Source organism: Peribacillus sp. NPDC097224, from assembly GCF_044761985.1.
GTDB lineage: Bacteria > Bacillota > Bacilli > Bacillales > DSM-1321 > Peribacillus.
This window is the reverse complement of the sequence record NZ_JBIWDK010000008.1, coordinates 139,934-165,363: the sequence shown is the minus strand read 5'-3', so window position 1 is coordinate 165,363 and position 25,430 is coordinate 139,934. Positions and strand designations below refer to the sequence as shown.

The following is a 25,430-nucleotide window of genomic DNA, read 5'->3' as shown; positions in this document are numbered from 1 at the left end:
GACAATTTTCGCGCTCGCGGATCCACTTTTCCGCATATTCAGCGTACCTGAGCTCACATTCACGTATTTTGTCGTCGTTTTAACGGTGGTGGAAGCCTTTGTTGCCGTGGCGGGTTTCTTTGTGGAAAGGTAGGTTGTATTCACATAGCCTTCCTTATTGTTCGCTTTGATTTTCGCCCAGCCTTTTGACTCCGAGTACACCGTTACCTTCGTGCCCTTGCTTAGTGTCGTGACAATTTTCGCGCTCGCGGAACCACTTTTCCGCATATTCAGCGTACCTGAACTCACATTCACGTATTTTGTCGTCGTTTTGACGGTGGTGGAAGCCTTTGTTACCGTTGCCGGCTTCTTTGTCGAAAGGTAGGCCGTATTCACATAGCCTTCCTTATTGTTCGCTTTGACTTTTGCCCAGCCTTTTGACTCCGAATACACCGTTACTTTGGTACCCTTGCTTAGCATCGTGACTATTTTCGCGCTTGCGTTACCACTTTTCCGCATATTCAGCGTACCTGAACTCACATTCACGTATTTTGTCGTCGTTTTGACGGTTGCGGTCACTGCTTGCTTAACCGCTCCTGGTTTTTTTGTTGAAAGGTAAGCGGTACTCACGTATCCTTCTTTTCCATTTGCCTTGACCTTAGCCCAGCCCTTGGATTCCGAATACACCGTAACCTTCGTGCCTTTACTTAGCTTCGCCACTACGGCTGCGCTTTCCTTACCGCTTTTTCGCATATTCAGCGACCCTAAGCTCACATTCACATATTTTATCGTTTCTATCGTTTTTTGTTCGGCTGATAGTGGAGCTGCAGATATATGTTCTTCAAAAGCAACAGTACTCAATACTGCGAAACAGAACGTTGGTATAAGTAACTTCTTCATATCATTCTCCCTACTAAAGTATTATTTTTATTACATTAATTTAAATATCGGTTAAAAATAGTATTCTGGTATAGGTAATTAAAACTATTTTTATGACATAATTGTGCATTCTACTAAGTTTCTATCTATTGTTAAGTTCTCTTAATCTAATAGTAAAATAATTAATATTTATGTAACATAATTGAAATGATAGGATTTTCAGGAATATACTTTATCCTTCAAAAAGGAATGTTATGTAAGCAAGGTTTTTGAAAATATTTGTAGAATAATAAGTTGAGGAAAGAAAAAAAGATTTCCATTAATAAGGAGGTTGCATATGAAAAAGATCATCCTTTTTTTTAAGCGTAGTAGCAGTATTGGCTGCTTGTTCGAATAGTGAGGTGAAGTACGATGGAGCACCTTTGAACATTGCAGTAATTGGCGAAACACCTGAATTTAAAAATAATAGTATTTCTGTTAAATCGCTATCATTAGACAAATTAAGTAAAGATATTGCAAGAATCGAAGCTGACTTTGATGCCGTTCTGTTAGCACCCGACGTTTTTGAAGAAGCATCAGACGATAAATTTGTGAACGTTTATAGAAGTTCAGACATTCCGATTGTCTTCTTCGATTCTAGTAAAAAGCACGATCCCTTTATAACGGAGGGCCTTACTTATGAAACGGCCCATGATTCTTTAACGAATGGTTCTCATACGACCATTTATTTGCATGATGATCATGTAAATAAAGAGGATGCTTGGTACTTTTATTTAGACGATAAAAAGAACATAGATCAACTTTACACCGATCTCTTCAAAAAAATTGAGGAGTTATAAACAAAAGAAAAATGCCCCTTTAGTGGGGGACATTTTAATTCGTTACATCGACTATATCTTGAATCGAATCTTTAGCTCCCAATCGCCAGATCGGTGGCTTGTTGAATGTCTGAAATTTTGTATACTGCGTAACTATTTAATCCTATTCACATAAACGAAAAACAACCCCCACATGACGATACATGCGAGGGTAGGTTCCGTGCTTATTATTATAGGTTATTTAAAAACTCATTCACTTGATCAGGAGTTTTAGCGTTCGCACTGTGCAGGTGGGCGATTTTTTCACCATTCTTGAATACCAATAATGAAGGGATTCCCATGACAGTCTGTTCTTCCGCGATTTCCGGGAATTCGTCTTTATCGATGGTGAACCAATTCTTGTCTTGATGTTCTGCTGTGATGTCACCGATGAACATATCCAGACGTTTGCAATCCGGGCACCATGTTGTCGTGAAAATCCCGACCGTTAATTCATCTTGTTTGATTTGTTCACGATATTCTTGTTCTGTACTAATCGTTTTCATATTCTTCTCCTCCGAGCTCTTCTTAAAATAGCCTATGTCGCATATGTGACTCAGTGATAAATATATAGCTAATTCCTTCATTATTCAAATTCTAGCTACAAGTCATCGGCCAGATTCGTTATTGTGCCCATCATTAGAGAATTTTACGACTTATTCGATCGATGTCGTTTCTAAATAACGCCACCCACCCGTATACGAAATATCCAATGCTTGCCCGATTGCATCTGGCTCACAAATAAAACCAAGAACTTCAAGACCGTTTGCTAGCTGGACTTTTCCCATTCCAAGCGGTGCAGGAATCCGTTGCATAAAGGCACCGAGCTGGGCAATTGGCATATCCCATACTTCGACTTCTATGGCAAAACCATCTGCACTCCGAACCAACCCGGGTTTAGCTGGCTGTGTAGCTAGTTGATATAATCGATAGGTAGAGGCTGTTGTTGTTTGATAGGCAAAGGTAGCCTGGCATTCTAGCATTTGATGCTCTAATGCAAAGCCACGCATATGAAGTCCGCATACGGCAACGGGAATTGTGTGGCCACGCTCGATAGTAGTGGCCAGTCCTTTTAATAAATGTTCTTCATCGAAGCGGCTGAATAGTGTAATGCCAAAAGGAACATCCGTGGTTGCATGATCTGCCGGAACAGCAATCGCTGCCAAATCGAGCAAATTACAGTGATTCGTATACATGCCCAATTGTTGGTTTGTTGAAATCGGTTCTTCTTTTGCCTGTTGAATCGTCCACGTCCCACCTGTTGTTGGCAAAACGAGCACCGCATTCTCTAACTCTAGCATCGCACGTTTCTTTAAGGCTTGTAGACGATGCATTGCCTGAAATAGCTCGGTGGCACGATATGTTTGATTTTCGCTTTCACGGAGTAATTGGCGCGTAACATCGAAGATTTCATCCGGATGGTCCTCTACAAAGTCCCCAATCGCAGACCAGCGCTCCGCAATCCATGGGCCGTCGTATAAAATGGCTGCCGCTTCTTGTAAGTAGGTCACATCTATATAACGGATCGGCACATTCCCCTTTTCCAGACGTTGCACCGTGCGATTCCAGGCCGCTTCATATTCCTGCGCATATGGGCCAAAAAACGTTAAGTCGTTTTTCGGCAAACACACAACAGATGGATTTGCAGCGGGGGCCATTGATACGGCACGGCTCCAGATATCAGCCGCATCTTCCCCACGCACAACGGCATCTACTGAATAGACATCTTGCAGTTCAGTCGCAAACACCGTCACACAATCCAAACTTTCGCATGCCGGTACAACACCTTTCACAGGCCAAGCACCTAGACTTGGTTTCAAACCATACAACTCATTTAATGCGGCTGGTACACGACCAGACCCCGCGGTATCTGTACCAAGACCAAAGCTCGCAAATCCTAGTGCCACCGCGACGGCTGAGCCTGAGCTGGAACCCCCGCTGATCAATTCTTCGTTCAAGGCGTTTTTCACGACACCGTATGGACTACGCGTGCCGATCAGCCCCGTTGCAAACTGGTCTAAATTGGTTTTGCCAATAGGAATCGCACCAGCATCAATTAAACGTTGGACAACAGTCGCACTTTCAGTAGGTGTATAGGCATAGGTTGGGCAAGCCGCAGTTGTGTCGACATCAACCCAATCAATATTATCCTTAATGACAAATGGAATTCCATATAACGGAAAGTCCTGCATATTGACTCGTTCCAATTTTTCAACATAAGGCGTTAGTCGTTCCCATGTCGGGGGAACAATAAATACCGTACTCGCCGCATAGTCTTCCACACGCTGTAAAATATCGGTGACTACTTGCCGTGGCGTCAAGCTACCATCTGCATAAGCTTGTTGTAAATTATTGATAGATAATAATGGATTCATCATCTTTTACCTCCACTTCTATAGGTTCAAGGGCGACCATTAATTGATTGGCTTGTACTTCGTCTCCCGGAGAAACATAAATTTGTTTCACGATGCCATCAAATGGGGCAACCTGCGGAAACTCCATTTTCATACTTTCCTCCACTAGCAATACATCCCCTTTTCTTACATACATGCCTGCTTCAACAAGTACTTTCCATATGCTCCCTGGTAATGTACAGCGGATGGCCTCGCTATTTTCGGGCACATCGCTATCGACATTCACCGCTTCATGATGCTCTGCTACATATTCATCTAATCCAAGGTCGCGCCACCGCTCACGCTCTGTATCAAACGCTTCCTGTTGAGTTTGTTTAAAGCTTTGCGTTTCGACTTTAACCTCTTCTAAGAATCTGATGTAGTCACGGAGCTTGAATGTTGTCTCTTCAATCTTGACCTCGAATTGACCACGTAAGAATTGTTGGCGTTTTGTTTCTAATTCGTCTTCCGCTACTGGATAGAAGCGAATTTGATCGAAGAAACGCAATAACCATGGCTTTCCTTCTGTAAAACTTTTTGTTGCTCTAAGGCGATTCCACATTTGGACCGTACGGCCAACGAATTGATAGCCACCAGGTCCTTCCATGCCATATACGCACATATATGCGCCACCAATCCCAACTGCATTTTCAGGCGTCCATGTCCGCGCAGGATTGTACTTTGTCGTTACGAGACGGTGCCGCGGATCGAGTGGTGTGGCAACGGGTGCCCCAAGATATACATCGCCAAGCCCCATCACTAAATAATTGGCATCAAACACGATACGACGAACATCATCAATTGCTCCAAGACCGTTCATACGGCGGATGAATTCGATATTACTCGGACACCAAGGTGCATCCGGGCGGACATTTTTTTGATAACGCTCGATGGCTAATTGTGTCGAAGGATCGTCCCATGACAAGGGTAAATGGACGATTCGCGAAGGTACCTCAACTTCTTCCAACACAGGTAATGCTTGATTTAGCTCGTCTATAATACGGCATAATTCCATTAGCGTCATTTTCGTTGAATCAATATGCACTTGCAGGGAGCGGATACCTGGTGTGAGGTCAATCACTGGAATATCAGTGCGCTCTTTAATCGCCTCCATTAACAGATGGGCTTGGAAACGCAATAGTAAATCCAGAACCATATCGCCATATTCCACAAGCAAATTTTCATCCCCATCTGCACGGATAACCATCGGGAAGCGGCCTTTCTCGCTTCTGAATAGAATCGCCGTTTCTGGATCAGCTTGTTCCATATATTTTACATCGTTCATCTCTTCAAACGATGTGACCGTTAATTCCTCTAAAAATTGCTCTTGATTTTTACGTAGAGCATTGGCTTCGTCTACTGATAATAATTTAAAGCGTACCGTATCACCCGCGTGCAACTGACCGATCTTCCAAAACTCTGCCGAAGCCGTCGTCACTGGACAAACAAAACCGCCGAGGCTCGGTCCATCCGGGCCTAATAAAATCGGCATATCACCTGTTAAATCCAGGGTACCAATCGCATAGGCATTGTCGTGAATATTCGATGGATGCAAGCCTGCCTCGCCTCCATCTTTACGTGTCCACTTCGGTGTGGGACCAATGAGCCGCACCCCTGTCCGGGAGCTATTAAAATGCACTTCAAAGTTGGTTGCCGTCAGCTCTTCTAAGTAGGCCGCTTCTAAATATTCCTTCGTGCAATGAGGTCCAGCAATAACGCCAATTTCCCACTCATGTGTATAGTGTTGCTGAGCTTCAGCTGGTAAGGCGCGCGGTACAACGGGTTCTGCCGCATTGACGCGTAACACATCACCTGTATGTAGTGGCCGGCCATTATGTCCGCCAAATCCACCAAGCGTAAATGTCGAGGCACTGCCTAGATACTTCGGCATATCAAGTCCCCCTGCCACGAGCAAGTAACTGCGCATGCCTTCTTCGGCCTCTTCTAGTGACAGTACTTGTTGCGCAGCTACTTGAATCGTTTCGTAACGTGCAACTGGCACCCCATCGAGCGTCGCTTGCATATCGGCCCCTGTTAAACAAATAGTCATCGGTGCACGGAAGCGATAACTACCGCCACGCAGTGTCAACTCTAAGCCTGGTGCATCGAAGGCATTGCCAAGTAACTGATTGCCGATGCGGAATGCATAGCTATCCATCGGACCACATGGCGGCACTCCGACGTTCCAATGTCCTGTTCGCCCCGGAAAATCTTGTACCGTCGTTTGAATGCCACCATCTAACACTTCAATACTTGCTTCCTCTGGTAAAAAAGATTCCAATAGCTTCGTATAAACGGCCCCTGACAGCACCGATTCTTCCATTAATACTTGCTCTAAATATTGCAGGTTTGTCGTCACACCATATACACGCATTTCAGATAATGCTTGCTGTAACTTTGTAATGGCATCCTCACGCGTATCGGCATGGACAATCACTTTGGCAACCATTGGATCATAATACGTTGAGATGGAACCGCCTTTTTGGATGCCAGTTTCGATGCGGACACCCGCTGGCCATACGATATCATCTATCGTCCCGACACTTGGCTGAAACTGGTTAAAACAATCTTCAGCATAAATGCGAACTTGCATGCTATGACCTTGTGGCGATGATATTAGTGTGGAAAGATTCGCCAACTCCCCGGCTGCCTCTTTAATCATCCATTCCACTAAATCTACACCTGTGACTTCTTCCGTCACACCATGCTCTACTTGTAAACGCGTGTTCACTTCCAAGAAATAAAACTGATCACTCACAGGATCGTATAAATATTCCACCGTACCAGCACTACGATAGCCCACTAGTTTCGCTAAACGTATGGAAGCTTCCAACATCTTTTCACGAACCGCTTCATTCAATAGAGGTGCGGGTGTCTCTTCCACTACTTTTTGGTTGCGGCGCTGCAATGAGCAATCCCGTTCGCCCAATGCCACAATTTCCGTCTCTGTACCAAAGACCTGCACTTCTACATGGCGTGCACTTGCAATATATTTTTCAACAAATACACCACCATTATTGAAGTTCTTCTCTGCTAAATGCGTCACTGCTTCAAACGCCTCACGCAATGCTTGCTCATCCTCACACACTTTCATGCCAATGCCACCGCCACCAGCCGTACTTTTTAAGATCACTGGATAGCCAATCCTTGTAGAGGATGCTAGTGCTTCTTCTAAATCCTCAATCAAATGCGTACCGGGCAGTAACGGTACTTGCGCTTCTTTTGCAAGTTGACGTGCTGAGTGCTTTAAGCCAAATTGTTCGATTTGTTCAGGTTTCGGTCCTATAAAAGCAATGCCACTCGCCATACAGTCACGGGCAAATGCGGCATTTTCACTTAAAAAACCATAGCCTGGATGAATCGCTTCAGCTCCGACGGCACGTGCCTTTTCTAAAATTAAATCCGCATTTAAATAGCTCTCTTTTGCAGGCCCATCGCCGATGAAAATGGCTTCGTCTGCCTCAGCTACATACGTATTGTCCTGATCGGCCGTTGTATAAACGACGACAGATTGTACATTCATTTTCTTTAATGTTCGAACGATTCGTGCAGCAATTGCACCTCGGTTAGCAATCAATACTTTTTTGAACATCTTATTCACCCTTCCCAAATTAGTAGTTGAATTGGTGTTGGATTATACGCATTACATGGATTGTTGAGCTGTGGACAGTTGCTAATGAGCACCACTGTACGTGTGATGGCACGCATCTCCACATATTTACCTGGAGCGGAAACTCCATCATCAAATTTCAGGCCGCCCTCAAGTGTGACAGGCACATTCATGAAGAAGTTTACATTAGGGGATAAATCACGTTTTTGCATGTGTTGATATTGATCGCTTTTCGCTAACTGCAACATATATGTGTCACGGCAATTGTGCATGGGTAACGTTTCGCGGGCATAACGTACTGTATTGCTTTGGGCTGAACATGAGCCGCCTAGTGTATCGTGACGCCCACACGTATCGGCGACAATTTCAACTAGTTCTGTACCCATCTCGGACAGTAAAACGGAGCCTGTTGATAGATAGATATTTTTTTGTTTCTGAATCGTTTTAACCGCGCTATAGTGATCTGTCGGTACCTCTGCATTGAAAAATAATGTATCTGCTGCTTGATTGCCTTCCAAGTCCACGATTCGTAATACTTGGCCCGGTTCTAATGTATGTAACCAGCCATCGCCCGCTAACAACCTTTTCGAATAAATGGCCTTCGCCTCTTGTCGTTCACTTTCAACATTATTAAATACAGCCATTAGAGAACGCCTCCTTGTGTAAGTTGTACATATTCCCACGTATTCTCATATGCGCGCTTATTTTCATCGCGGTGAAGGACGCATGGATCATCTCCGGTTGCAGGCATCGTATCCTTTACTTCCACGGTTACTTCCGCTTGTGGATAAGTGGTCGCTTCCGATAATGGATGGGGCGTATTCGACAGAGCCATGAAAACATCCATCTCCGTCCGTAATGTCACTGTATCTCCAGCTTTTACATGATCGGGTGCTAGATGCATATAGCCTGCATCATCACAGGATACTTTTGAAAATAAGTTGACAACAGGTCCTAAATCTTGGCGGCTTAAGCCATTACGGAACAATTCGATAAGCAAGTTATCTTCTCCATTACGATAGCGTTCATTGCGTGATTCTTGATACGTTGTTTCGCCGAATTGTGAGTCAATTTGCGCTTTTGTCGAATAACCGCCGATGGTATCATGCCAGCCGACAGAATCTTCGGTAATGCTCGCTAGAACACGGCCTTGGTCACTCATTAATACATTATGCTTCGTAAAAAAGGCAGTATATTGAGCTTTTAATGAATCCGGCATATTGTAGCGTTCTGCCAAATCATGTGCGTTAAATAGCAACAACGATACATTCGCTTGTTCCGCTGACACGGTAAAGGTAATTTCTTTGCCGCGTTTGATGAACGCCGACCATTTGCCCCCTGCTGGAATGATTTTTGATACGATCACACTTGTCTGTTGCATATAACCGCCTCCTATAGATTGAATATTCTGATTTTTAAACCAACTTTTTATCTAAATTCCTTAAACTCGGTGCCGTGATTCTATTTTTCAAAAATAAGTAGACAAATCCAAAGGCAACCCATGCTCCCCCAATCCATAAAGTATGAGGATCGAGTAGCGTCCATAACCATCCGATGAACAACACCCCAATGCTTGGGAAAACCAGATAGAAGAAGGTGGCTTTGAACCCTCGATTCTGCTCCTTGATATAGTAGTGGGAAATAACGCTTAAATTAACAAAGATAAAACCGGTCAAAGCGCCAAAGCTGACGAACAATACCGCCGTATCAAGGTTGATGAAAATGGCTGATAAGGAGATTGTTGATACAAACAAAATGTTAAGAATGGGTGTACGTAGTTTTGGATGTAATGAAGTAAATACCTTTTTCGGTAAAACGGATGCTTCCCCTAATGCATAGAGAAAACGTGTTACACTGGTCATTGAAGACAAGCCTTGTGTGAATGTCGCAATAATCAGCACCATGATGAAGAGGGTACTAAACAAATTGCCGCCGACCATTTGAATCAAGCTATACGCCGCATTGTCTGGATCTGCAAAGCTGAATGCCGGGAATGCAATAGCTGTTAAAAACGAGATCATCGCGTACAAAGTGATTGCGATGAAAATAATATAAAAGATGGCTCGTGGAATCGTCTTTTTCGAATCAATTGTTTCTTCTGCCATTGTTGTAACCGCATCAAAACCTAAGAAGCAGAAACAAATCAGTGACGCACCGGAAAAAACTGATACAACTGAACCCTCACCAACCAGCAATGGTTCTAAGGTGAATAAAGCACTGGCACCTTGATTAAGGACAATGTCTTTAGCTGTCAATAAACAGAAGATGAGGATAAACCCGATCTGGACCAACACTGAAAAGCCACTAATGCGTGCTGCCGATCCAATTCCGATAATATTCACAACCGCTAGCACAATGTTCATCAGGATAATCCAAACGAATATTGGGATGCTTGGAAACTCAGCGTGCATAAAAATCCCAAATGTTAAAATGGCGATAATCGGAGAAAATAGGTAATCGATCAATAACGCCCACCCGACCAAAAACCCAGCCTTTGGGTGAATCGCTTTACTCGTATAGGTGTACGCAGAACCTCCGGTCGGATACACTTTAACCATTCGACTGTAACTATACGCAGTAAACACAATGGCAAGAAACGCCACGATATAAGCGGGGGTCATTAAGCCATCGGCTGTTTCAAATACCACACCATATACCGTAAAATAAATCATCGGTGTCATCCATGCTAGCCCCATAACAACAATTTGTGATGTCTTCAAACTTCTCTTAAATTGTACGTTGCTGATAAGCATCTACCCCTTTCATCAATGGCTATAAAAAAAGATAAAAGCCCGGGTGAACTATACTAAGTTCTCCCGGGCTTTTATCCCTCCGTGTATATAGCAGTATGATTTGCTATACTCTTTCTCTCGGTCCAGACTTCAATATAGATTGAACGGAACCCTAGAAAGATATTTTATGATGTTGTGCTCTGTTATAATAACCCAATTATAGTCAGAATGTTATGAAAAGTCAACACGTGATGTTACATTTTATAACATCAATTGAATATTTCTATATCTGGAGTGGATTTCCAAGAGAAAAATCGACCCTAAGCCAAGATGAACCAAAGAAATCATTTCTTTCGTGAATATGGGGTGGTCTCATTTCATTTCTTTTAGTAAGACTCCCCTTCTATTAATCCTTTCCAAAAAGAAAAGGACCCCCTTTGGTCCTTTAAGATGTTTCCTATTTCCACTAAACGTTCAACAACATAACTATGAAGATATTTAGAAAGGCCATTCATTTAGTTGTATCGGCGTTATTTCTTTCTTCTCCCAATCCCTTCTAATGAATGCATAGCAAACCGAGTCCGATATACTCCCATCGTTATTTTCCCAAGCATCCCGTAGATATCCTTCTTTAACAAATCCGCATTTGTTACATGTTTTTCTCATAGCTAGGTTGTCACTACGCGTATAGGCTTCTATCCTAATCTTCCGATCTGGCAAACCAAAAAGATAGTCTACGATCCAGTTAACAGCTAGCGTTCCAATCCCTTTTCCTCTAACACTTTTGTCTAAACGAATGTCGAAGGAAGGGATGGTGTCGGTTATATCATGCAGCATAATCAATCCGATTTTTTCATTGTCTTTTTCTATCCAGATAGTTTCCTTATCTTCTTGATACCACCCCTTATGGTACGCTTCGACAATTTGTTCGCCAGAAGGTTGTGGATCCGAGTGATAGGGCCACGTATTATTTGTCAAAAGGGAAACTAAATCATGGTACTCATTCTCAAATTTGATCATGTTAATTTTGCTCATTATTCCATCCCCTTCTTCTCTTTCTCTTTGCCTTCGATAGGCTACTGTTATCGTAAGTAAAACTATTAGAAAATTCAATAAATTATGTTAGAATGCTAATGGGACATGTACAGGAGGTAGAGGAAAAATGACGATTAAAAAAGTTTCGATTATTGGACTGGGCGCATTAGGCGTTTTGTTTGGACATCATTTATCCAAGAAGATGAAACCAGAGGATTTACGGATCATAGCGGATTCCGATCGCATGATGCGATATGAAAACGATAAGCTTTATAGCAATGGAGAGCCGTGCAATTTTCACTACGTCACACCTGAAGAAGACTGCGGTCCGGCCGATTTGTTGATCATCTCCGTTAAATATAATGGGTTGGAAAATGCCATCGAATCGGTAAAGAACCATGTCGGGGAAAATACCATCATTCTTTCCCTACTGAATGGCATTACAAGTGAAACCATTATTGGTAAAACGTACGGAATGGATAAAGTATTGTATTGCGTGGCACAAGGCATGGATGCAGTAAAGGTCGGCAATGAACTAACCTACGAACATATGGGTATGCTCTGCTTTGGTTCAAGGGAACCTGGTGTCATTTCACCACAAGCAAAAAAGCTGGCAGAATTCTTTGAACAGATGGATGTGCCTTTTGAGGTGGATACGGATATGTATAGAAGACAATGGGGGAAATTCATGCTGAATGTAGGGGTCAATCAAACGGTTGCTATCTATCAAAGTAATTATGGCGAAATTCAGCGAGAAGGAAAAGCCAGAGACATGATGATTGCAGCCATGAGAGAAGTAATTGCTTTGTCGGAAAAAGAAGGTGTCCATTTAACGGAAAAGGATCTGGGGTATTGGCTGAAAGTATTAGGGACATTAAGTCCAAATGGCAAACCCTCCATGGCTCAAGATGTAGAGGCGCAACGAATCAGTGAAGTCGAATTATTTGCTGGAACGGTTATTGAACTGGGAAGAAAGTATCAAATGCCCACTCCTATCAATCAAGAACTGTATGATAAGATCAAATCGATGGAAAGGCAATATTCCGTTCAGTGATGGTGGACTCCGACGGAAGTCGGCTGATTTTTTTAGTTTTAGAAAAAAGGATGAACGAAACTGCTTTACTGGCTAATCCTTTTCTGTAGCCATTCATACGTTCATTATATTTTTTTATGATATTCCATAGGCTTAACAACTTTCGAATAATTGGAAAACCTCTACCCTGGCCACCAATCGATTGGCAAGAGTAGAGGTTTCGGTCTCATTTCACAAGGCTCACTTTCATAGTGTCGAGTTGTATTCCATCTCTAAGTCACTATTCTTTTGAGACTTATTTTTAAAGAACATACCCACGATAAAGCCGATGATGCCGGTAATGATCCAGCCTGCGCCATTCGTGAAAAATGGAATGAAAGAGAAGATGTCATTAATGGTTGAGGTAGCTAGATTCGCATCTTTTAGTGCATCCAAAATGGCGACAAATGTTACGCCCACGATGGTTCCGATATAAACCGATTGAGCTCCGCCAAATAGTTTGTCTAAGAAAACTAAAGCAATTAATGCGATAGCAATCGGATATAGCAACATTAAGACCGGGGATGCCATGTTAAGAATCGTATTCAAGCCAAAGTTCGTGATGACCAAGCTCACGGCAGAAATCAGAATCAACCATTTTTTGTAGGAAATCGATGGAATGATCCGTTCAAAATATTCCGCCACGGCCGCAAGACAAGCAACATTGGTCGTAATGCCTGTCAGGAAAATGACCACACCGATTAAGTACAGGCCCACTTGCCCAAACAAAGACTTAGACGCCAATGCAATCAGTTCACCGCCATTTTGTTTATACCCGATGGCATCGACACTGGACGCACCGATCCAAGCCATGGAAACCTGCAATAAAATCAGGCCTATCAACGTGACGACCCCCGCTTTAATGAAGACCGAGGAAACTTCCTTAGCTGACTTCACCCCTAAAGCATCGACTGATTTGATGAAGATGCCGCCAAATACAAATGCCGCTAAAACGTCCATCGTGAAATAGCCTTGCGTAAAGCCTTTTAAAAAGGCAGCGGTTGACGTTTCATACCCAGCACCTGTTACAGGGGCATGAATAGAACCCATGGGCGTGAAGATGGATTTACCAACCAAAATCACAAGCAGGACCCCAAAGACGGGTGTGATCATTTTACCGAGTCGATCCACGAATTTGGAAGTTTCCCAGGATAAATAGATGGTTAGTCCAATGAAGATGATAGAGAAACCCAGTAAGAAAAATACGTGCATAGTAGATTGAGGAATCAACTGGCGAATGCCGATTTCATACACGACACTCGTTGTTCGGGGAATGACATATAAGGGCCCTAACGCTAGAAACAGAAGGACACTAAATACTAGAGCGAACTTGGGATGCACCCGGCTCGCCAATTTTTCGACGGTCCCGCCCCCTTTCGTTAAAGCAATGATTGCGAGAATGACCAAACCAACACCCGTGATGAGAAATCCACCCATCGCAATGACGGTGTTCGTACCGGCTTCTTGACCAAGAACCGGGGCGAAGATGACATTCCCAGCACCTAAAAACATAGCGAAAAGCATGAACCCAATGATAATAATCTGATAGTTTGATACCGATTTCATGGAAGCGCCTCCAATTATGTTATTGTAATAAAATTAAATAGAGAATCCTGTTTCATACACATCATGGTTCTGTAATACAAAAAGGTGTTCCCCAGTAATCCATGCTGATCCTGTAATCTCGGGGGTCACGGCTTCAATCCCCGCTACTTCTGTATGCTTCACTACCGTCCCTTTGAACTTCGATCCGATAATGCTTTCCTGAATGATTGATTCGCCCGCTTCCAGGCCCAAGGTTGCCATTTTCGCACAAGTTCCTGTCCCACAAGGTGATCGGTCAATTTGCCCATCACCGAATATGACAACATTCCGATAATGGTTAGGCCCTACCTTTTCGCTGATTTCTATTAAATCAACCGTATTGATTTCCGGCTTCAACGGATGTTCGATGGATAACTGACTGTTCAATTTATCGCGAATTTCCAAAGCCTTATGTATCATTTCGTTTTTATTTTCCAGTGAGATCTCTATTCCTAAATCTTGAGCATTCACTATTCCAAAAAAACTTCCCCCAAATGCCACATCCACGTTTACGTGTCGATTATCTGACAGGTGAACAGGGGTTTCCTTGTAGAGAACGAATGACGAAACGTTTTGGAATGACACGCTTTCGACAACGTTATCTTTATACGTAATCAAGCACTCTATCAAACCTGCAGGCGTATCAATGAACACTCTATCTTTTTTAGGTATGAGCGCTTTCGTTAGACACATGGTTACAGTCCCAATCGTTCCGTGGCCACACATGTTCAAGTAAGATCCGCTGTCCATGAAGATGACGCCTATATCCGCCTTGGGATGTGTCGGTTTTGTTAGAATGGCTCCGAACATATCTTTGTGTCCACGCGGCTCATTCATCAGCAACTTACGGAAATCATCAAAATGATCTCGCACATAATTCTTTTTATCCATCATGGTTTCCCCCATGATTTCAGGGAATCCATCGATGACAATTCGTGTAGCTTCCCCCATCGTATGCGTGTCGATTGTTTGAATTTGTACGTTATAATTCTCCATCGCTACCCCCTATATTTTACAAACATGAAATTAATACACATCATAATTCATAAATAGTTTTTTGAAAAGACAGAAAATAAGAATGTTTATATTTTGAATACATGGAAAATATTTATTTTTCCTTAGAAACCCTTTATTACCAAAGCTTATTTTCAAAGTTTCACAGAAAAAGAAAAAAAAACGATTTGATTTTCTTGAAAAAATATTATAATCTTCAAATAATTTCATAATTTAGGGGGCAATCACATGATTTTACGTGATTTTTTTATTCATCTGTCAGAAAATAAAACCTTGAACAGCGCTGCACAACGGTATGGGTTAAAGCTTGGGGCACAAAGTGTGGTCGCAGGGACGAACATTGAAGAAACGATCCATACCATCAAACATTTAAATCAACAAGGTATTTCCTGTACAGTAGATAACCTTGGTGAATTTGTATTCGAAAAAAGCGAAGCGACGGCAGCAAAGGAACAAATCATCAAGGTAATCGAAGCCATTCATGAAAACCAGGCAGATGCACATATATCCCTCAAACCATCACAGCTTGGTTTAGATATTGATTATGATTTTTGTCTTCAGAATTTATTAGAAATCGCTGAAAAAGCGAAGGAATATAATATTTTCATCAATTTCGATATGGAAAATTATGAACGCTTACATCCCTCATTCGATTTGATGGAAACGGTCCAAGAACACTTTGGTAACGTAGGGACCGTCATTCAGGCTTACTTCCACGAATCGATGGAGAATATCGAGCGATTCAAGGATTACCGTTTACGAATTGTAAAAGGAGCCTACAAAGAACCTGAAACGATTGCGTATCAAAGTAAAGAGGAAATCGATAAACACTATATCGACCTGATTGAATACCACTTATTGCACGGAAAATTTACATCGATTGCGACACATGATCATCGTGTCATCAACCATGTTAAGAAGTTCGTCATCCAAAATAATATCCCTAAAGAAAAATTCGAATTCCAAATGCTTTATGGCTTCCGTAAAGAATTACAGCTAGAGCTTGCAAAAGAAGGATATAATTTCTGTACATATGTCCCATTTGGCGCCGATTGGTATGGATACTTCATGAGACGATTGGCCGAAAGACCTCAAAACCTGACATTGGTCACAAAGCAAGTCTTCAACAAGAAAACAAATATCGGAATCAGCGTAGCGACCGGAGCATTTATACTGGGCCGACTTTCAAAAAGACGTGCAGTTAAGCAAAAAACACGATAAGGCAAACTGGATGATTCCCGTCGTTTTCGGGAGTCATTTTTTTATACAGAAAACCCGAATGACCATCATTCGGGTTTTCCTGTTACTCATTGAATTTTTTGAGGCGGTATTGCAGGCTTTGCCTCCGAAGGCCAAGTGCTTTTGCCGTTTGCGAAACGTTGCCATCGAACATTTTCAAGGCATTTTGGATATAGTACTCTTCGACTTCGTTCATGAATACGCTTAATGGACGAATATCTTTTTCATTTTCCGCTACAAACATGTTCCCCGTCGTATCGGAAAGCTCCTCGCTTTGGATCTTCCACCTGAAATATATCGGCAGCATATCAAAATCAATGGATGTTTCATTCGTCATCGTACTGGTTATATCATCCAGCAATACTTCTAGCTCTTTTAAATTTCCTGGCCAATCATAATCGAGAAAGATCTGTTCCACTTTAGCTGAAAGCCCTTGGATCCGGCTTCCGGTATTGTTGCGATAGCGCTTAAAGTAGTCCGATATAAATGGCTTAATATCTTCTTTTCGATCACTTAATGCGGGGACATTTATGCAAACCGATGCAAAGAAGTAATATAAATCCTTGGAAAGCTGCCCTTTCTCGATCAAATCAATTGGGTCTTTTCCGACGCTTGCTATAAAAACGTGACTCTCCAGATGTTCCTTGAACAGATTCAGGATCCTTTCCTGGCCTTCAAGGGAAAGGTATTCCACACGCTCGCAAAAAATCGTGACTTGTTCATTTTTATCGATTTGCTGCTTCAGCTGGTCAATCAATGCTTGTTCGTCATTCCGGCAAATCAGTGTAATGAAATGATCATTTTCAGGGTTTAAATCATGATGGATCCCTTCTGCGATCATATCCTTTCCCGTCCCCGACTCCCCATAAAGCAAAACAGGCATCCTCGTTTTGGCAGCCATCTTGGCCCGTTCGATCACCCCCGCCATAAGTGGGGAAACAGCCGTAATGATATCGAATGTGAGGGGTTGGCCATACCGCCGCAACGGTTGATAGGCCATTAACTCCCTCTCGGTAATATCCTTCGATATCTCGACGGCCCCAAGCAATTCACCGTCTTTCTTAATCGGCAGGATATCGGAAATCGTCACAATTTCCTGACCGACACGATTCCAGAAATTCATTTTGTAGTTTTTGATCGGCTCGCATGTTTTCAGGACCTGATAAAGATGGCTATCATTAATTTTAGCGATCATTTCTTGCTCGAATTGATCTTCCTCAAGCGAATGAATCCCTTTTAGCTCCCGCATTTTCGCATTATAGATCACGGTTTTCCCCTGAGCATCCACGGCGTGTATCCCTGCTGAAATATTGTCCGTAATATATTTATAAATCTCGTGTAAATCTTGCTGTTTCATTGGAACACCCCTTTTGAATTTTTGTAAATTTTCGGAAAAGTTATTGTAATATGCCAAAAAATGTTGCATTATATATATATTAACAATAACATAAGTGCACAATTATTTGGCACCCGTGATTATAAGGAGGATATTAAATTGATTCCATACACAACTGAACAACTAACTGACTTTTCAAAAAAGGAAAACCAACAAGCTTACAACGAGGCCCTCCAAAAGGTTCAAAGTGAACTTGGAAAAGATTATCCATTAGTTATTGGTGGGGAACGCATCACTACTCATGATAAAATCACTTCTTACAATCCGGCTAAAAAAACCGAAGTCGTGGGCACAGTATCTAAGGCAAACAAAGAACTGGCCGAAAAGGCAATGCAAGTTGCCGATCAAACATTCAAGACTTGGAGCAAAGTAAAACCGGAAGTTCGGGCTGACATTCTATTTAAAGCAGCTGCCATTACAAGACGCCGTCGTCATGAAATGTCTGCGATCATGACAATCGAAGCAGGTAAACCATGGGTGGAAGCAGATGCTGACACAGCGGAAGCCATTGACTTCATGGAATATTATGCGCGTCAAATGCTCGAATTGAAAGACGGAAAACCAGTAAAAAGCCTTCCAGGCGAATACAATAAATTTGGCTATATCCCACTGGGTGTCGGCGTTATCATTTCACCATGGAACTTCCCATTTGCCATCATGTCAGGTACGGCCGTGGCAGCCGTGGTTACCGGGAACACCATCTTACTGAAACCAGCATCCACAACACCAATCATTGCGTATAAATTCATCGAAATTCTTGAAGAAGCCGGCCTTCCAGCTGGTGTCGTGAACTACATCCCAGGACCTGGTGGCGAGGTTGGCGATTACTTAGTCGATCACCCACGTACTCGCTTCATCAGCTTCACCGGTTCACGCGATGTCGGTCTGCGCATTAACCAACGCGCGGCAGCCGTAAATGAAGGCCAAATTTGGATCAAGCGCGTCATTGCCGAAATGGGCGGGAAAGATACAATCGTCGTCGACAAAGAGGCAGACCTTGAATTGGCTGCACAATCTATCGTTAAATCCGCGTTCGGCTTCAGTGGCCAAAAATGTTCCGCATGCTCACGTGCCATCATCGTCGAAGATGTTTACGATACCGTGTTGGACCGGGTGGTTGAATTGACAAAGGAATTAACCGTCGGAGATCCGACCGATCATAACAACTTCATGGCTACCGTCATTGATGAAAATGCCTTCAAAAAGGTGACAAGCTACTTTGACGTCGCTAAAGAAGAAGGACGCATCTTAACGGGTGGAGAAGCGGATGATTCAACGGGTTACTTCATTCAACCAACTGTTGTCGCAGATGTGGCACCAAGAGCACGCTTGATGCAAGAAGAAATCTTCGGCCCGATTGTCGCCGTTTCCAAAGCAAAAGACTTTGACGAAGCGCTAGAAATTGCCAATAACACAGAATACGGCTTGACGGGTGCCGTCATTTCAACAAACCGTGACCATATCGAACAGGCGCGCGAAGAGTTCTTCGTGGGGAATTTATACTTTAACCGAGGCTGTACAGGTGCTATCGTTGGGTACCAACCATTCGGAGGGTACAATATGTCCGGAACTTGTTCAAAAGCAGGCGGTCCTGACTTCTTGACGTTGCATATGCAATCCAAATCAGTATCTGAAAAATTGTAAGAACCTCTAGTCCATGTCGAGTTTCTTCCTATTATATAGGAAAGATAAAGTCATGAGCCACAAAAAAGGAACAGCCCTATTAATGCGGGCTGTTCCTTTCCTGTGGCTCATATATTCCGAGTTTCTTCTATATATATATATATATATTCAAATTCATAGAGTACCTATAACTAAGCCACTCTTTTGGATGTGGGTGTCCATTTAAAGTAGTACAACGCTCCGAGCAAGATGGACACTATACCCAAGATTAGAGAAATCCCCTTGAAGAAATGGCCCCCAACCGTCGGTGAACTCCAAATCAAACCGCTCATGAGCAGCAATAAAACGCCCAGCCCAGTTAGGAAGAAAGCCGATTTTTTCTGGCTTCCTTTACTTACTGTAAGGCCCGTTAGCGTGACTAGATATAATAGTGTCAACATCATAAGTGCCGGGAACAACGGCCTGAACTTGGCCGCGTACACAAGATGGTCCAGATTGGAAATATCCTCCGGGCCTTCAACTTGAGTGTGTAATAGCTCCGAAAAAGGCGTCGAATATTCCCACTCCCATGGATTGTCCAAGATTTCGCTTCCTTCATACCACGCACAAAACGTGAAAATCATAAGGAACAGCATCGCCATTATGACCTGTATTGCACCCTTCATCGTCATGTCCCCTTCCCTCTTACATGGTCGTATACATATAAACCAATAAGAACCAAACCAACGCATATCCGAAATCAAGCAGATAGACTTTCCTTTTTTCCTTTTGTAAATAGCTTTCCATTCCATCTATAATCGAACTTATACCCGCTAATAGGAAAATCAGCTTTAAGTAAAAGAAATCTTTTCCGTTGATGATTGCCATCACTAAAAGGATGATCATCGCTACCGCAATCATCGTATGAAGGATCATATTCGCTTTTGTTCTTTTCGCATTTCCTCTCTTTATAAAAAATATCCCCATTTGAACCCCCGCCTACATGGTTAATAACATTCTTATTTTTTATTAAAAGGTAAGTAACTCCCTATCCAGTTTAACATAAATATCCAAATTATATGATATTCCTCATCGTTTACCTGTACATAAACGTACTTCCCGGAATACCATAAGGTAACTTCTTGTAAGGGGCGTTGGACTATGAATACAAGCGGAGAAGACCTCCTTATTATAGGGGCATGGATATTGGGAATAGGATCGGTTGTTGAGGCGATTGGGCAGACCCAGCAATCCTTAACAAGTTCTGATTTAGGAAAGGATTTAATTGTTAAAGGCAATGGAATCGAGGCGTTCGGTAATTCGCTGCAAGCCATCGGGAGAACCAAACTGTTCAATCCAGAATATCAACAGCTCTCGCAAATTTATTCGATTATTGGCGCCTGGCTTGAAGCTGCAGGGAATACGGCAAATTCAGTTGGGATCAGTATTGAACTGAGTGGTGAAGAGGAAGAAGGCTTAAAAATTGATACCTTAGGTAGTGGCATCCAAGGAACTGGCGCCGCTTTTGAAGCATTCGGAGGCTATATTTCAGAGGACTCTCCGTTCAGGTCTCTCAATATTACGGGAAACAGCCTCATATCATTGGGCTCTTTCCTAGTCGCAATCGGCAATATCTTCATCTTACAGGAACACACGGAAATTGGTGAAATAATCTTGTTGGTGGGAGGATGGATTCAAGTCATTGGGGCTTTTGTCTTGATTAACGCCATTACAATTGAGGTAGAATCTGCATCAGCCCCTGTAAATGATAGTGGTAATCCTTATTCGTATCACCACTATCATTTTGCCCATCCCTAAAGGGATTCAACAGGAGCAACCAATTCCACTTTCAATCTATCGGGATCCTCGAAGAATACAGCATAATGGTCCTTCCCACCAGCGAACGGATGCCTGTCGGGATAAAGAATGCGCATTCCCTGCTGTTTTAATTTATGTGTCATCTCATCCACTTCCTGGCGTGAGCTTGCATGAAAAGCTAGATGATTAAGCCCCACTCTTCCCCTATGAAAGGGAATTTCGAGAAAACGCTTCTCTGCTTGGACAAACACCACATACAGATCATCGATTCTCCAGCTCCTCCCCCCATCCCATTCCTGGAAAGGACGATACCCTAGCTCTTCCAAAAACCAACTCCAAAATGTCACGGTTCTTTCCAAGTCGGATACATTTATTTCGATATGATGAATGAAACCTTTTGACATGTGCCCACCTCCTTTGTTTTATATCGAAAACGGGTTCATTTTGATATACTACCAGTAACTGGTTTATTTTAGCATAAAAGAAAAGAATAGATGCTTGCAACAGGTTTAAAGCAGCCGTGAATAAGGAGGAGAACAACATGAAAGACCAACCTAAACACTTCTTTGATAACCAATGGGACGATAGCCATCGTTCATGGCCATTGCCACGATTACCCTGGACGATGAAACAGACATGGAATGATCTATTGTTTGCCCATTATCCAATAAAGATCGACGTCTTGCGAAAGTTAGTACCTACCGTGCTGCCGATAGATTCTTTTGATGGCATGGGGTGGATAGGCGTCGTTCCGTTTCATATGACTGACATCCGCTTAAGAGGGCTCCCTCCCGTTCCAGGCACGGATCGATTTCCGGAACTCAACGTCCGGACTTATGTTACGGTTGATGGAAAACCAGGGGTGTACTTCTTTAGTCTGGATGCCTCCAATATGCTTGCGGTCAAGACTGCCCAAACTGTATACCACTTGCCATATAAGTTTGCCGATATGAATGTGCAACGCAGCGGTGATGTCATCGATTATATTAGCAAGAGAAGAAACGGCAATCAAACATTCGAGTGTACATACAAACCAACCTCAGAACCGTATCTTGCCGAAAAAGGTTCTTTCGATGAATGGCTTACAGAGCGTTATTGCTTATATACACTAAATAATAGAGGAGTGCCGCTTCGCTGCGATATCCTGCATAAACCCTGGCCACTCCAGCATGCTGAAGCGGATATCAGACAGAACACGATGCTGACCAATCAAGGCATTCAAGTTGAAAGCGACAAGCCCATCTTGCATTTTGCAAAAACATTGGAAGTCCGGATGTGGCCATTGGTCCGTGCGACCGACTAAATGATTTGGATATAGCCATTATATCGGTCAATGTTGAGCATTTATCGGTCAAAATTGGAATATATCGGTCAATTGCCCCTATTTATCGGTCAAAATCGGCAATTTATCAGTCTACAAACGGAGGTGTCATGATGAAAAAATGGATAGGGATGTTGACATGCAGTTTATTCCTTGTCTCTTGTAATGCTCAAGAATCAATCATTGAGTGGGTCGATTTCGTTAAAATCAATGGCAAACAGTATGAAGGGGTCCATTCCGCTTTCCTTGCCGATTCCACTTCTATCGGGGAAAAGATAGGAGAAGTGAAGTTCAAAGTCGCGGATCATATATTCGATGTCGATTACAAGACGAAAGAAGGTGACGCCGCATTCTGGGAAAAGGGTACGAAGGTTTTTGCCATACAAGGGGAGCCTGAATTTGCTGCTATTCAGTCAAAAGACGAGATCAATGGGTATGCAATCTATCATGAAGTTACGGAGAATCAAACATTTCGGGGCAAATACGAAGACATCGATGAAGAATCGATCAATCGAATAGATATATATAAAGAGGATAAAGATAATCATCCTGTACTGACCCATTCATTATCGGATAAACATGAGATACAAGCCATGACCCTGATACTTAACGAAGGAAAGACGAACGCCAGCTTTAATCCGAATACCAGCCAAGGAGACCCGACTGGCTATCAACTCGCATTCTATACCGAAGAACCGATCGCCTATACGTTCCCCTTATTTTTCGATGGGGAACAATGGTATTGGATACCATGGGATACCGTTCTTTTATCAGATAATGTTGAGAGATTCATAACGGAAAAATAGAAGACTTATAAACCTGAAAAACTCCCCTTCTTCAAGGGGAGTCGCGGCATGGATTTTATTTGATAATTACATCATGCAATTGAATGAGATAGTTCTTATCTTTCTTTTGATCATCAGAATCGACCACCAATTCTCCTTTATAAAGCGTCTTTCCAGTCTTCGGATTGGCAATCAGCAATTCACCTTTGGTAATGGCAAAGATGCGTCCATCCTTTATCTCAGTGAAATCAACAGATCCCGGTTTGTAGTCATTGATTACTTTCTGTTTATCGATATCAAAGGTGAGGATACGATTCCTCCCTTCCTCCCATCCTGTCACGTAGAGAGTCTCCTCATCATAGAAAAAGTCACTTTCCACAGATTCAAAGGTGATATTCTCTTCATTTGGAATCTTGATTTTTTCCAGTTTCTTTGTGTCGTAATGATAAGCGAATAGTGAACTTTCACCCCTTTTTTCCATGAATCCTTCCTCTTCACTATACCTACCTTTTACTAACGCCAGTAAGAACACATGACTTGCCATCCCTCTATCGACTTTTGACGGCATAGAGAAATGTCCTTCATTGGATGAATCAAACGTTTCGGATAAAAGCGTTTCATCGCTCACGATTTTTTGACCAGCTAAATCAATGGTGTAGTGGTGTATCTCAACCGTATCTTTTTCATCCTTCGTAATCACATCATTTTGAGTGATGACCTGTAATTTGGATTGAGCGAATTGAATATCCCTTACTGTGATATCATCATATTTTTCTTGTTCTGGCACATCTATTTCATACGACTTTTCATCTTTGTTTTTCTTTTCTAAACTATCAATATTGAAGTACGAGCTAAATTTTCTATTCTCATAATCCACATTCATGGTTACGAACGTCAGGTTATCTCGATCTTCATAATACGTTTCGATATATTCTTTATCCCTCATGAAGGAACGATACTCATTCACCAACCGTTTATAGTTAGGATCATAGAAATCAAAAAATTTTTCAAAATAAGACTGTTCTTTTGCATATTTCAATTTATTGGATTCAACACGAAAATGTTCACTTAGGCTGCCCTCTTCATAATATCCTTCCAAGGAAACCGATTGTAATTCCTTTTCATTACCTTCTATCGTTTTAAATGTAAGTTTTGGAAGGTTTGAAGCGTAAGAAGTTACTTGAGCATAATACGTTCCGATACTAAATAGACTAACGACGACGATGAGGATGCTGCTGATATATCGTTTCACCCTGTTCACTCTCCTTATATTAGTTGGTGGGACTTTATACGGTTACACGTTTCTTTAACAACCAAGAGCCAAGCCAGATGGAGACGGCTGTAATGATAATCCCCAAAGCGATTAAACTACCGAAGATTTCTGACGGATAAAGAGAGATACCGTTAGAACCATTCAGCCAAATAGGCGATAGGAACAATGCGCCCGCTAGTACGGAATAAATAATGCCTAGCACAATCCCTTTGATCCGGTAACTTCTTTCCAACATGATGGCTGTAAATAAGACAAACAGGATCATCAGCCCGATTCCATAGGAAATGATAAATTGAGTGAACGAGCCAGGAATGATGAGCGCTAATACTCGGTTGGATTCAAGGATGGTCATCACGCTCATTTTTGCGGTTAAGAACACTTCCGGCATCATGGAATTGAACAGGGCATTCTCCATCGGCAGGATGATCAATTGTAAGGCAATCAGTCCTAATACCATCAAGAAAATCGCTGTAGCTTTGGATAAATAGAGAGATAATCTCGTAGTCGGCAGCATCAACAGGCGATAAATAAAAGTATTTTTCCCGAACCAATCACGGTACCAAATGAGAAAGATGTAGAATATAAGGGCAACGGCACACAACGCAATCGGTCCTAAAAACCAGAGCGACCCTGAAACCAAGTTAAAGTTCACTCCGCCATACACTTCTAAATAAGTAGCTTCGGTCAATTTTTCTTCTAACATGGTTTGATCAGTTTTATTTAAGAATCCTTGTACTTTAATGATCACGCCTGCAAATTGCGAAAGGATCGTGATCAACAACAATGAAAAATAGATTTTGCTAAAACGGTTGATTTCGAAATTGACTAGCTTCATATAACG

At 42.4% G+C, this 25,430-nt stretch carries 23 protein-coding genes and 1 riboswitch; of the genes, 7 read left to right on the top strand and 16 right to left on the bottom strand.

Annotated elements, in window-relative coordinates; genetic code table 11:
* Positions 1 to 879 (bottom strand): SH3 domain-containing protein (locus ACIQXR_RS16235; RefSeq protein WP_403080411.1); only part of this gene is annotated, 879 nt, incomplete at its 3' end.
* Between the two features lie 401 nt (positions 880 to 1,280).
* Between ACIQXR_RS16235 and ACIQXR_RS16230 the strand changes: the two genes are divergently transcribed.
* Positions 1,281 to 1,697 carry an amino acid oxidase gene (locus ACIQXR_RS16230; protein WP_403080409.1) on the top strand — a complete coding sequence of 139 codons (417 nt, stop codon included), beginning with the start codon at positions 1,281 to 1,283 and terminating at the stop codon, positions 1,695 to 1,697.
* A gap of 209 nt (positions 1,698 to 1,906) precedes the next feature.
* Here ACIQXR_RS16230 and ACIQXR_RS16225 read toward each other — a convergent pair whose 3' ends face one another.
* The 7 genes from ACIQXR_RS16225 to ACIQXR_RS16195 form a co-directional block, all read right to left on the bottom strand.
* Entirely contained in the window at positions 1,907 to 2,221 is a 315-nt protein-coding gene (locus tag ACIQXR_RS16225) for a thioredoxin family protein (RefSeq protein ID WP_402874112.1), read from the bottom strand.
* 150 nt (positions 2,222 to 2,371) lie between these two features.
* Positions 2,372 to 4,093 (bottom strand): allophanate hydrolase, encoded by a 1,722-nt coding sequence (locus ACIQXR_RS16220; RefSeq protein WP_403080407.1) that lies wholly within the window; start codon positions 4,091 to 4,093, stop codon positions 2,372 to 2,374.
* Positions 4,065 to 7,700 carry an urea carboxylase gene (gene uca, locus ACIQXR_RS16215; protein WP_403080406.1) on the bottom strand — a complete coding sequence of 1,212 codons (3,636 nt, stop codon included), beginning with the start codon at positions 7,698 to 7,700 and terminating at the stop codon, positions 4,065 to 4,067. The genes ACIQXR_RS16220 and uca overlap by 29 nt, the downstream gene beginning before the upstream one ends.
* Positions 7,701 to 7,705: 5 nt before the next feature.
* Positions 7,706 to 8,362 carry an urea amidolyase associated protein UAAP2 gene (locus ACIQXR_RS16210; RefSeq protein WP_402874105.1) on the bottom strand — a complete coding sequence of 219 codons (657 nt, stop codon included), beginning with the start codon at positions 8,360 to 8,362 and terminating at the stop codon, positions 7,706 to 7,708.
* Positions 8,362 to 9,099: an urea amidolyase associated protein UAAP1 gene (locus ACIQXR_RS16205; protein ID WP_402874102.1), complete on the bottom strand. Its 738-nt coding sequence runs from the start codon at positions 9,097 to 9,099 to the stop codon at positions 8,362 to 8,364. The genes ACIQXR_RS16210 and ACIQXR_RS16205 overlap by 1 nt, the downstream gene beginning before the upstream one ends.
* A 34-nt stretch (positions 9,100 to 9,133) precedes the next feature.
* Positions 9,134 to 10,414, bottom strand: a complete 1,281-nt coding sequence (locus ACIQXR_RS16200) for an APC family permease (protein ID WP_402957669.1) — start codon at positions 10,412 to 10,414, stop codon at positions 9,134 to 9,136.
* A gap of 115 nt (positions 10,415 to 10,529) precedes the next feature.
* Positions 10,530 to 10,637: riboswitch (guanidine-I (ykkC/yxkD leader) on the bottom strand.
* A 311-nt stretch (positions 10,638 to 10,948) separates the two neighbouring features.
* Positions 10,949 to 11,485 carry a GNAT family N-acetyltransferase gene (locus tag ACIQXR_RS16195; RefSeq protein WP_402987155.1) on the bottom strand — a complete coding sequence of 179 codons (537 nt, stop codon included), beginning with the start codon at positions 11,483 to 11,485 and terminating at the stop codon, positions 10,949 to 10,951.
* 127 nt (positions 11,486 to 11,612) lie between these two features.
* Here ACIQXR_RS16195 and ACIQXR_RS16190 point away from each other — a divergent pair, with 127 nt between their 5' ends.
* Positions 11,613 to 12,539 (top strand): ketopantoate reductase family protein, encoded by a 927-nt coding sequence (locus ACIQXR_RS16190; RefSeq protein WP_403080404.1) that lies wholly within the window; start codon positions 11,613 to 11,615, stop codon positions 12,537 to 12,539.
* Between the two features lie 225 nt (positions 12,540 to 12,764).
* Here ACIQXR_RS16190 and brnQ read toward each other — a convergent pair whose 3' ends face one another.
* Both brnQ and ACIQXR_RS16180 read right to left on the bottom strand, forming a co-directional pair.
* Positions 12,765 to 14,123 (bottom strand): branched-chain amino acid transport system II carrier protein, encoded by a 1,359-nt coding sequence (brnQ, locus tag ACIQXR_RS16185; RefSeq protein WP_403080403.1) that lies wholly within the window; start codon positions 14,121 to 14,123, stop codon positions 12,765 to 12,767.
* Positions 14,124 to 14,156: 33 nt separating this feature from the next.
* Entirely contained in the window at positions 14,157 to 15,137 is a 981-nt protein-coding gene (locus tag ACIQXR_RS16180) for a proline racemase family protein (protein ID WP_403080401.1), read from the bottom strand.
* A 246-nt stretch (positions 15,138 to 15,383) separates the two neighbouring features.
* On the opposite strand from ACIQXR_RS16180, the gene ACIQXR_RS16175 reads away from it, so the two are divergent.
* On the top strand, positions 15,384 to 16,376 hold the full coding sequence (locus ACIQXR_RS16175) for a proline dehydrogenase family protein (RefSeq protein WP_402874090.1): 993 nt from the start codon (positions 15,384 to 15,386) through the stop codon (positions 16,374 to 16,376).
* 82 nt (positions 16,377 to 16,458) lie between these two features.
* Here the strand turns inward: ACIQXR_RS16175 and ACIQXR_RS16170 are convergent, their stop codons facing one another.
* Complete coding sequence (locus ACIQXR_RS16170) at positions 16,459 to 17,751, bottom strand: AAA-type ATPase lid domain-containing protein (RefSeq protein ID WP_402874087.1); 1,293 nt, start codon at positions 17,749 to 17,751, stop codon at positions 16,459 to 16,461.
* 138 nt (positions 17,752 to 17,889) lie between these two features.
* Between ACIQXR_RS16170 and pruA the strand changes: the two genes are divergently transcribed.
* Positions 17,890 to 19,434, top strand: coding sequence for an L-glutamate gamma-semialdehyde dehydrogenase (gene pruA, locus ACIQXR_RS16165; protein ID WP_402874084.1), 1,545 nt, complete (start codon positions 17,890 to 17,892; stop codon positions 19,432 to 19,434).
* Between the two features lie 170 nt (positions 19,435 to 19,604).
* On the opposite strand, the gene ACIQXR_RS16160 is transcribed toward pruA, so the two are convergent.
* Positions 19,605 to 20,078, bottom strand: a complete 474-nt coding sequence (locus tag ACIQXR_RS16160) for a DUF4306 domain-containing protein (RefSeq protein ID WP_402874081.1) — start codon at positions 20,076 to 20,078, stop codon at positions 19,605 to 19,607.
* A 19-nt stretch (positions 20,079 to 20,097) separates the two neighbouring features.
* Positions 20,098 to 20,379 (bottom strand): hypothetical protein, encoded by a 282-nt coding sequence (locus tag ACIQXR_RS16155; RefSeq protein WP_402874078.1) that lies wholly within the window; start codon positions 20,377 to 20,379, stop codon positions 20,098 to 20,100.
* A gap of 174 nt (positions 20,380 to 20,553) precedes the next feature.
* Between ACIQXR_RS16155 and ACIQXR_RS16150 the strand changes: the two genes are divergently transcribed.
* A complete protein-coding gene (locus ACIQXR_RS16150) occupies positions 20,554 to 21,210 on the top strand; it encodes a DUF6944 family repetitive protein (RefSeq protein ID WP_402874075.1) in 657 nt (218 codons plus the stop codon).
* Here ACIQXR_RS16150 and ACIQXR_RS16145 read toward each other — a convergent pair.
* A complete protein-coding gene (locus ACIQXR_RS16145; protein ID WP_402874072.1) occupies positions 21,207 to 21,614 on the bottom strand; it encodes a VOC family protein in 408 nt (135 codons plus the stop codon). The two genes, ACIQXR_RS16150 and ACIQXR_RS16145, sit on opposite strands and share 4 nt — an antisense overlap.
* Positions 21,615 to 21,835: 221 nt before the next feature.
* On the opposite strand from ACIQXR_RS16145, the gene ACIQXR_RS16140 reads away from it, so the two are divergent.
* Together ACIQXR_RS16140 and ACIQXR_RS16135 are read left to right on the top strand one after the other, a co-directional pair.
* Positions 21,836 to 22,513, top strand: a complete 678-nt coding sequence (locus ACIQXR_RS16140; RefSeq protein ID WP_402874286.1) for a YqjF family protein — start codon at positions 21,836 to 21,838, stop codon at positions 22,511 to 22,513.
* Positions 22,486 to 23,337, top strand: coding sequence for a hypothetical protein (locus ACIQXR_RS16135; RefSeq protein WP_403080399.1), 852 nt, complete (start codon positions 22,486 to 22,488; stop codon positions 23,335 to 23,337). The genes ACIQXR_RS16140 and ACIQXR_RS16135 overlap by 28 nt, the downstream gene beginning before the upstream one ends.
* Positions 23,338 to 23,392: 55 nt before the next feature.
* On the opposite strand, the gene ACIQXR_RS16130 is transcribed toward ACIQXR_RS16135, so the two are convergent.
* Together ACIQXR_RS16130 and ACIQXR_RS16125 are read right to left on the bottom strand one after the other, a co-directional pair.
* Positions 23,393 to 24,568, bottom strand: a complete 1,176-nt coding sequence (locus ACIQXR_RS16130; protein WP_402874067.1) for a hypothetical protein — start codon at positions 24,566 to 24,568, stop codon at positions 23,393 to 23,395.
* A 34-nt stretch (positions 24,569 to 24,602) separates the two neighbouring features.
* Complete coding sequence (locus tag ACIQXR_RS16125) at positions 24,603 to 25,424, bottom strand: hypothetical protein (RefSeq protein ID WP_402874064.1); 822 nt, start codon at positions 25,422 to 25,424, stop codon at positions 24,603 to 24,605.
* Positions 25,425 to 25,430 lie beyond the last annotated feature (6 nt).

What these genes read in the sequence shown, in the direction of transcription:
- ACIQXR_RS16225 (WP_402874112.1), bottom strand. Translation starts at nt 2,221, where the DNA reads ATGAAAACGATTAGTACAGAACAAGAATATCGTGAACAAATCAAACAA.
- ACIQXR_RS16220 (WP_403080407.1), bottom strand. Translation starts at nt 4,093, where the DNA reads ATGATGAATCCATTATTATCTATCAATAATTTACAACAAGCTTATGCA.
- uca (WP_403080406.1), bottom strand. Translation starts at nt 7,700, where the DNA reads ATGTTCAAAAAAGTATTGATTGCTAACCGAGGTGCAATTGCTGCACGA.
- ACIQXR_RS16210 (WP_402874105.1), bottom strand. Translation starts at nt 8,362, where the DNA reads ATGGCTGTATTTAATAATGTTGAAAGTGAACGACAAGAGGCGAAGGCC.
- ACIQXR_RS16205 (WP_402874102.1), bottom strand. Translation starts at nt 9,099, where the DNA reads ATGCAACAGACAAGTGTGATCGTATCAAAAATCATTCCAGCAGGGGGC.
- ACIQXR_RS16200 (WP_402957669.1), bottom strand. Translation starts at nt 10,414, where the DNA reads ATGGGGCTAGCATGGATGACACCGATGATTTATTTTACGGTATATGGT.
- ACIQXR_RS16195 (WP_402987155.1), bottom strand. Translation starts at nt 11,485, where the DNA reads ATGAGCAAAATTAACATGATCAAATTTGAGAATGAGTACCATGATTTA.
- ACIQXR_RS16190 (WP_403080404.1), top strand. Translation starts at nt 11,613, where the DNA reads ATGACGATTAAAAAAGTTTCGATTATTGGACTGGGCGCATTAGGCGTT.
- brnQ (WP_403080403.1), bottom strand. Translation starts at nt 14,123, where the DNA reads ATGAAATCGGTATCAAACTATCAGATTATTATCATTGGGTTCATGCTT.
- ACIQXR_RS16180 (WP_403080401.1), bottom strand. Translation starts at nt 15,137, where the DNA reads ATGGAGAATTATAACGTACAAATTCAAACAATCGACACGCATACGATG.
- ACIQXR_RS16175 (WP_402874090.1), top strand. Translation starts at nt 15,384, where the DNA reads ATGATTTTACGTGATTTTTTTATTCATCTGTCAGAAAATAAAACCTTG.
- ACIQXR_RS16170 (WP_402874087.1), bottom strand. Translation starts at nt 17,751, where the DNA reads ATGAAACAGCAAGATTTACACGAGATTTATAAATATATTACGGACAAT.
- ACIQXR_RS16160 (WP_402874081.1), bottom strand. Translation starts at nt 20,078, where the DNA reads ATGAAGGGTGCAATACAGGTCATAATGGCGATGCTGTTCCTTATGATT.
- ACIQXR_RS16155 (WP_402874078.1), bottom strand. Translation starts at nt 20,379, where the DNA reads ATGGGGATATTTTTTATAAAGAGAGGAAATGCGAAAAGAACAAAAGCG.
- ACIQXR_RS16150 (WP_402874075.1), top strand. Translation starts at nt 20,554, where the DNA reads ATGAATACAAGCGGAGAAGACCTCCTTATTATAGGGGCATGGATATTG.
- ACIQXR_RS16145 (WP_402874072.1), bottom strand. Translation starts at nt 21,614, where the DNA reads ATGTCAAAAGGTTTCATTCATCATATCGAAATAAATGTATCCGACTTG.
- ACIQXR_RS16140 (WP_402874286.1), top strand. Translation starts at nt 21,836, where the DNA reads ATGAAACAGACATGGAATGATCTATTGTTTGCCCATTATCCAATAAAG.
- ACIQXR_RS16125 (WP_402874064.1), bottom strand. Translation starts at nt 25,424, where the DNA reads ATGAAGCTAGTCAATTTCGAAATCAACCGTTTTAGCAAAATCTATTTT.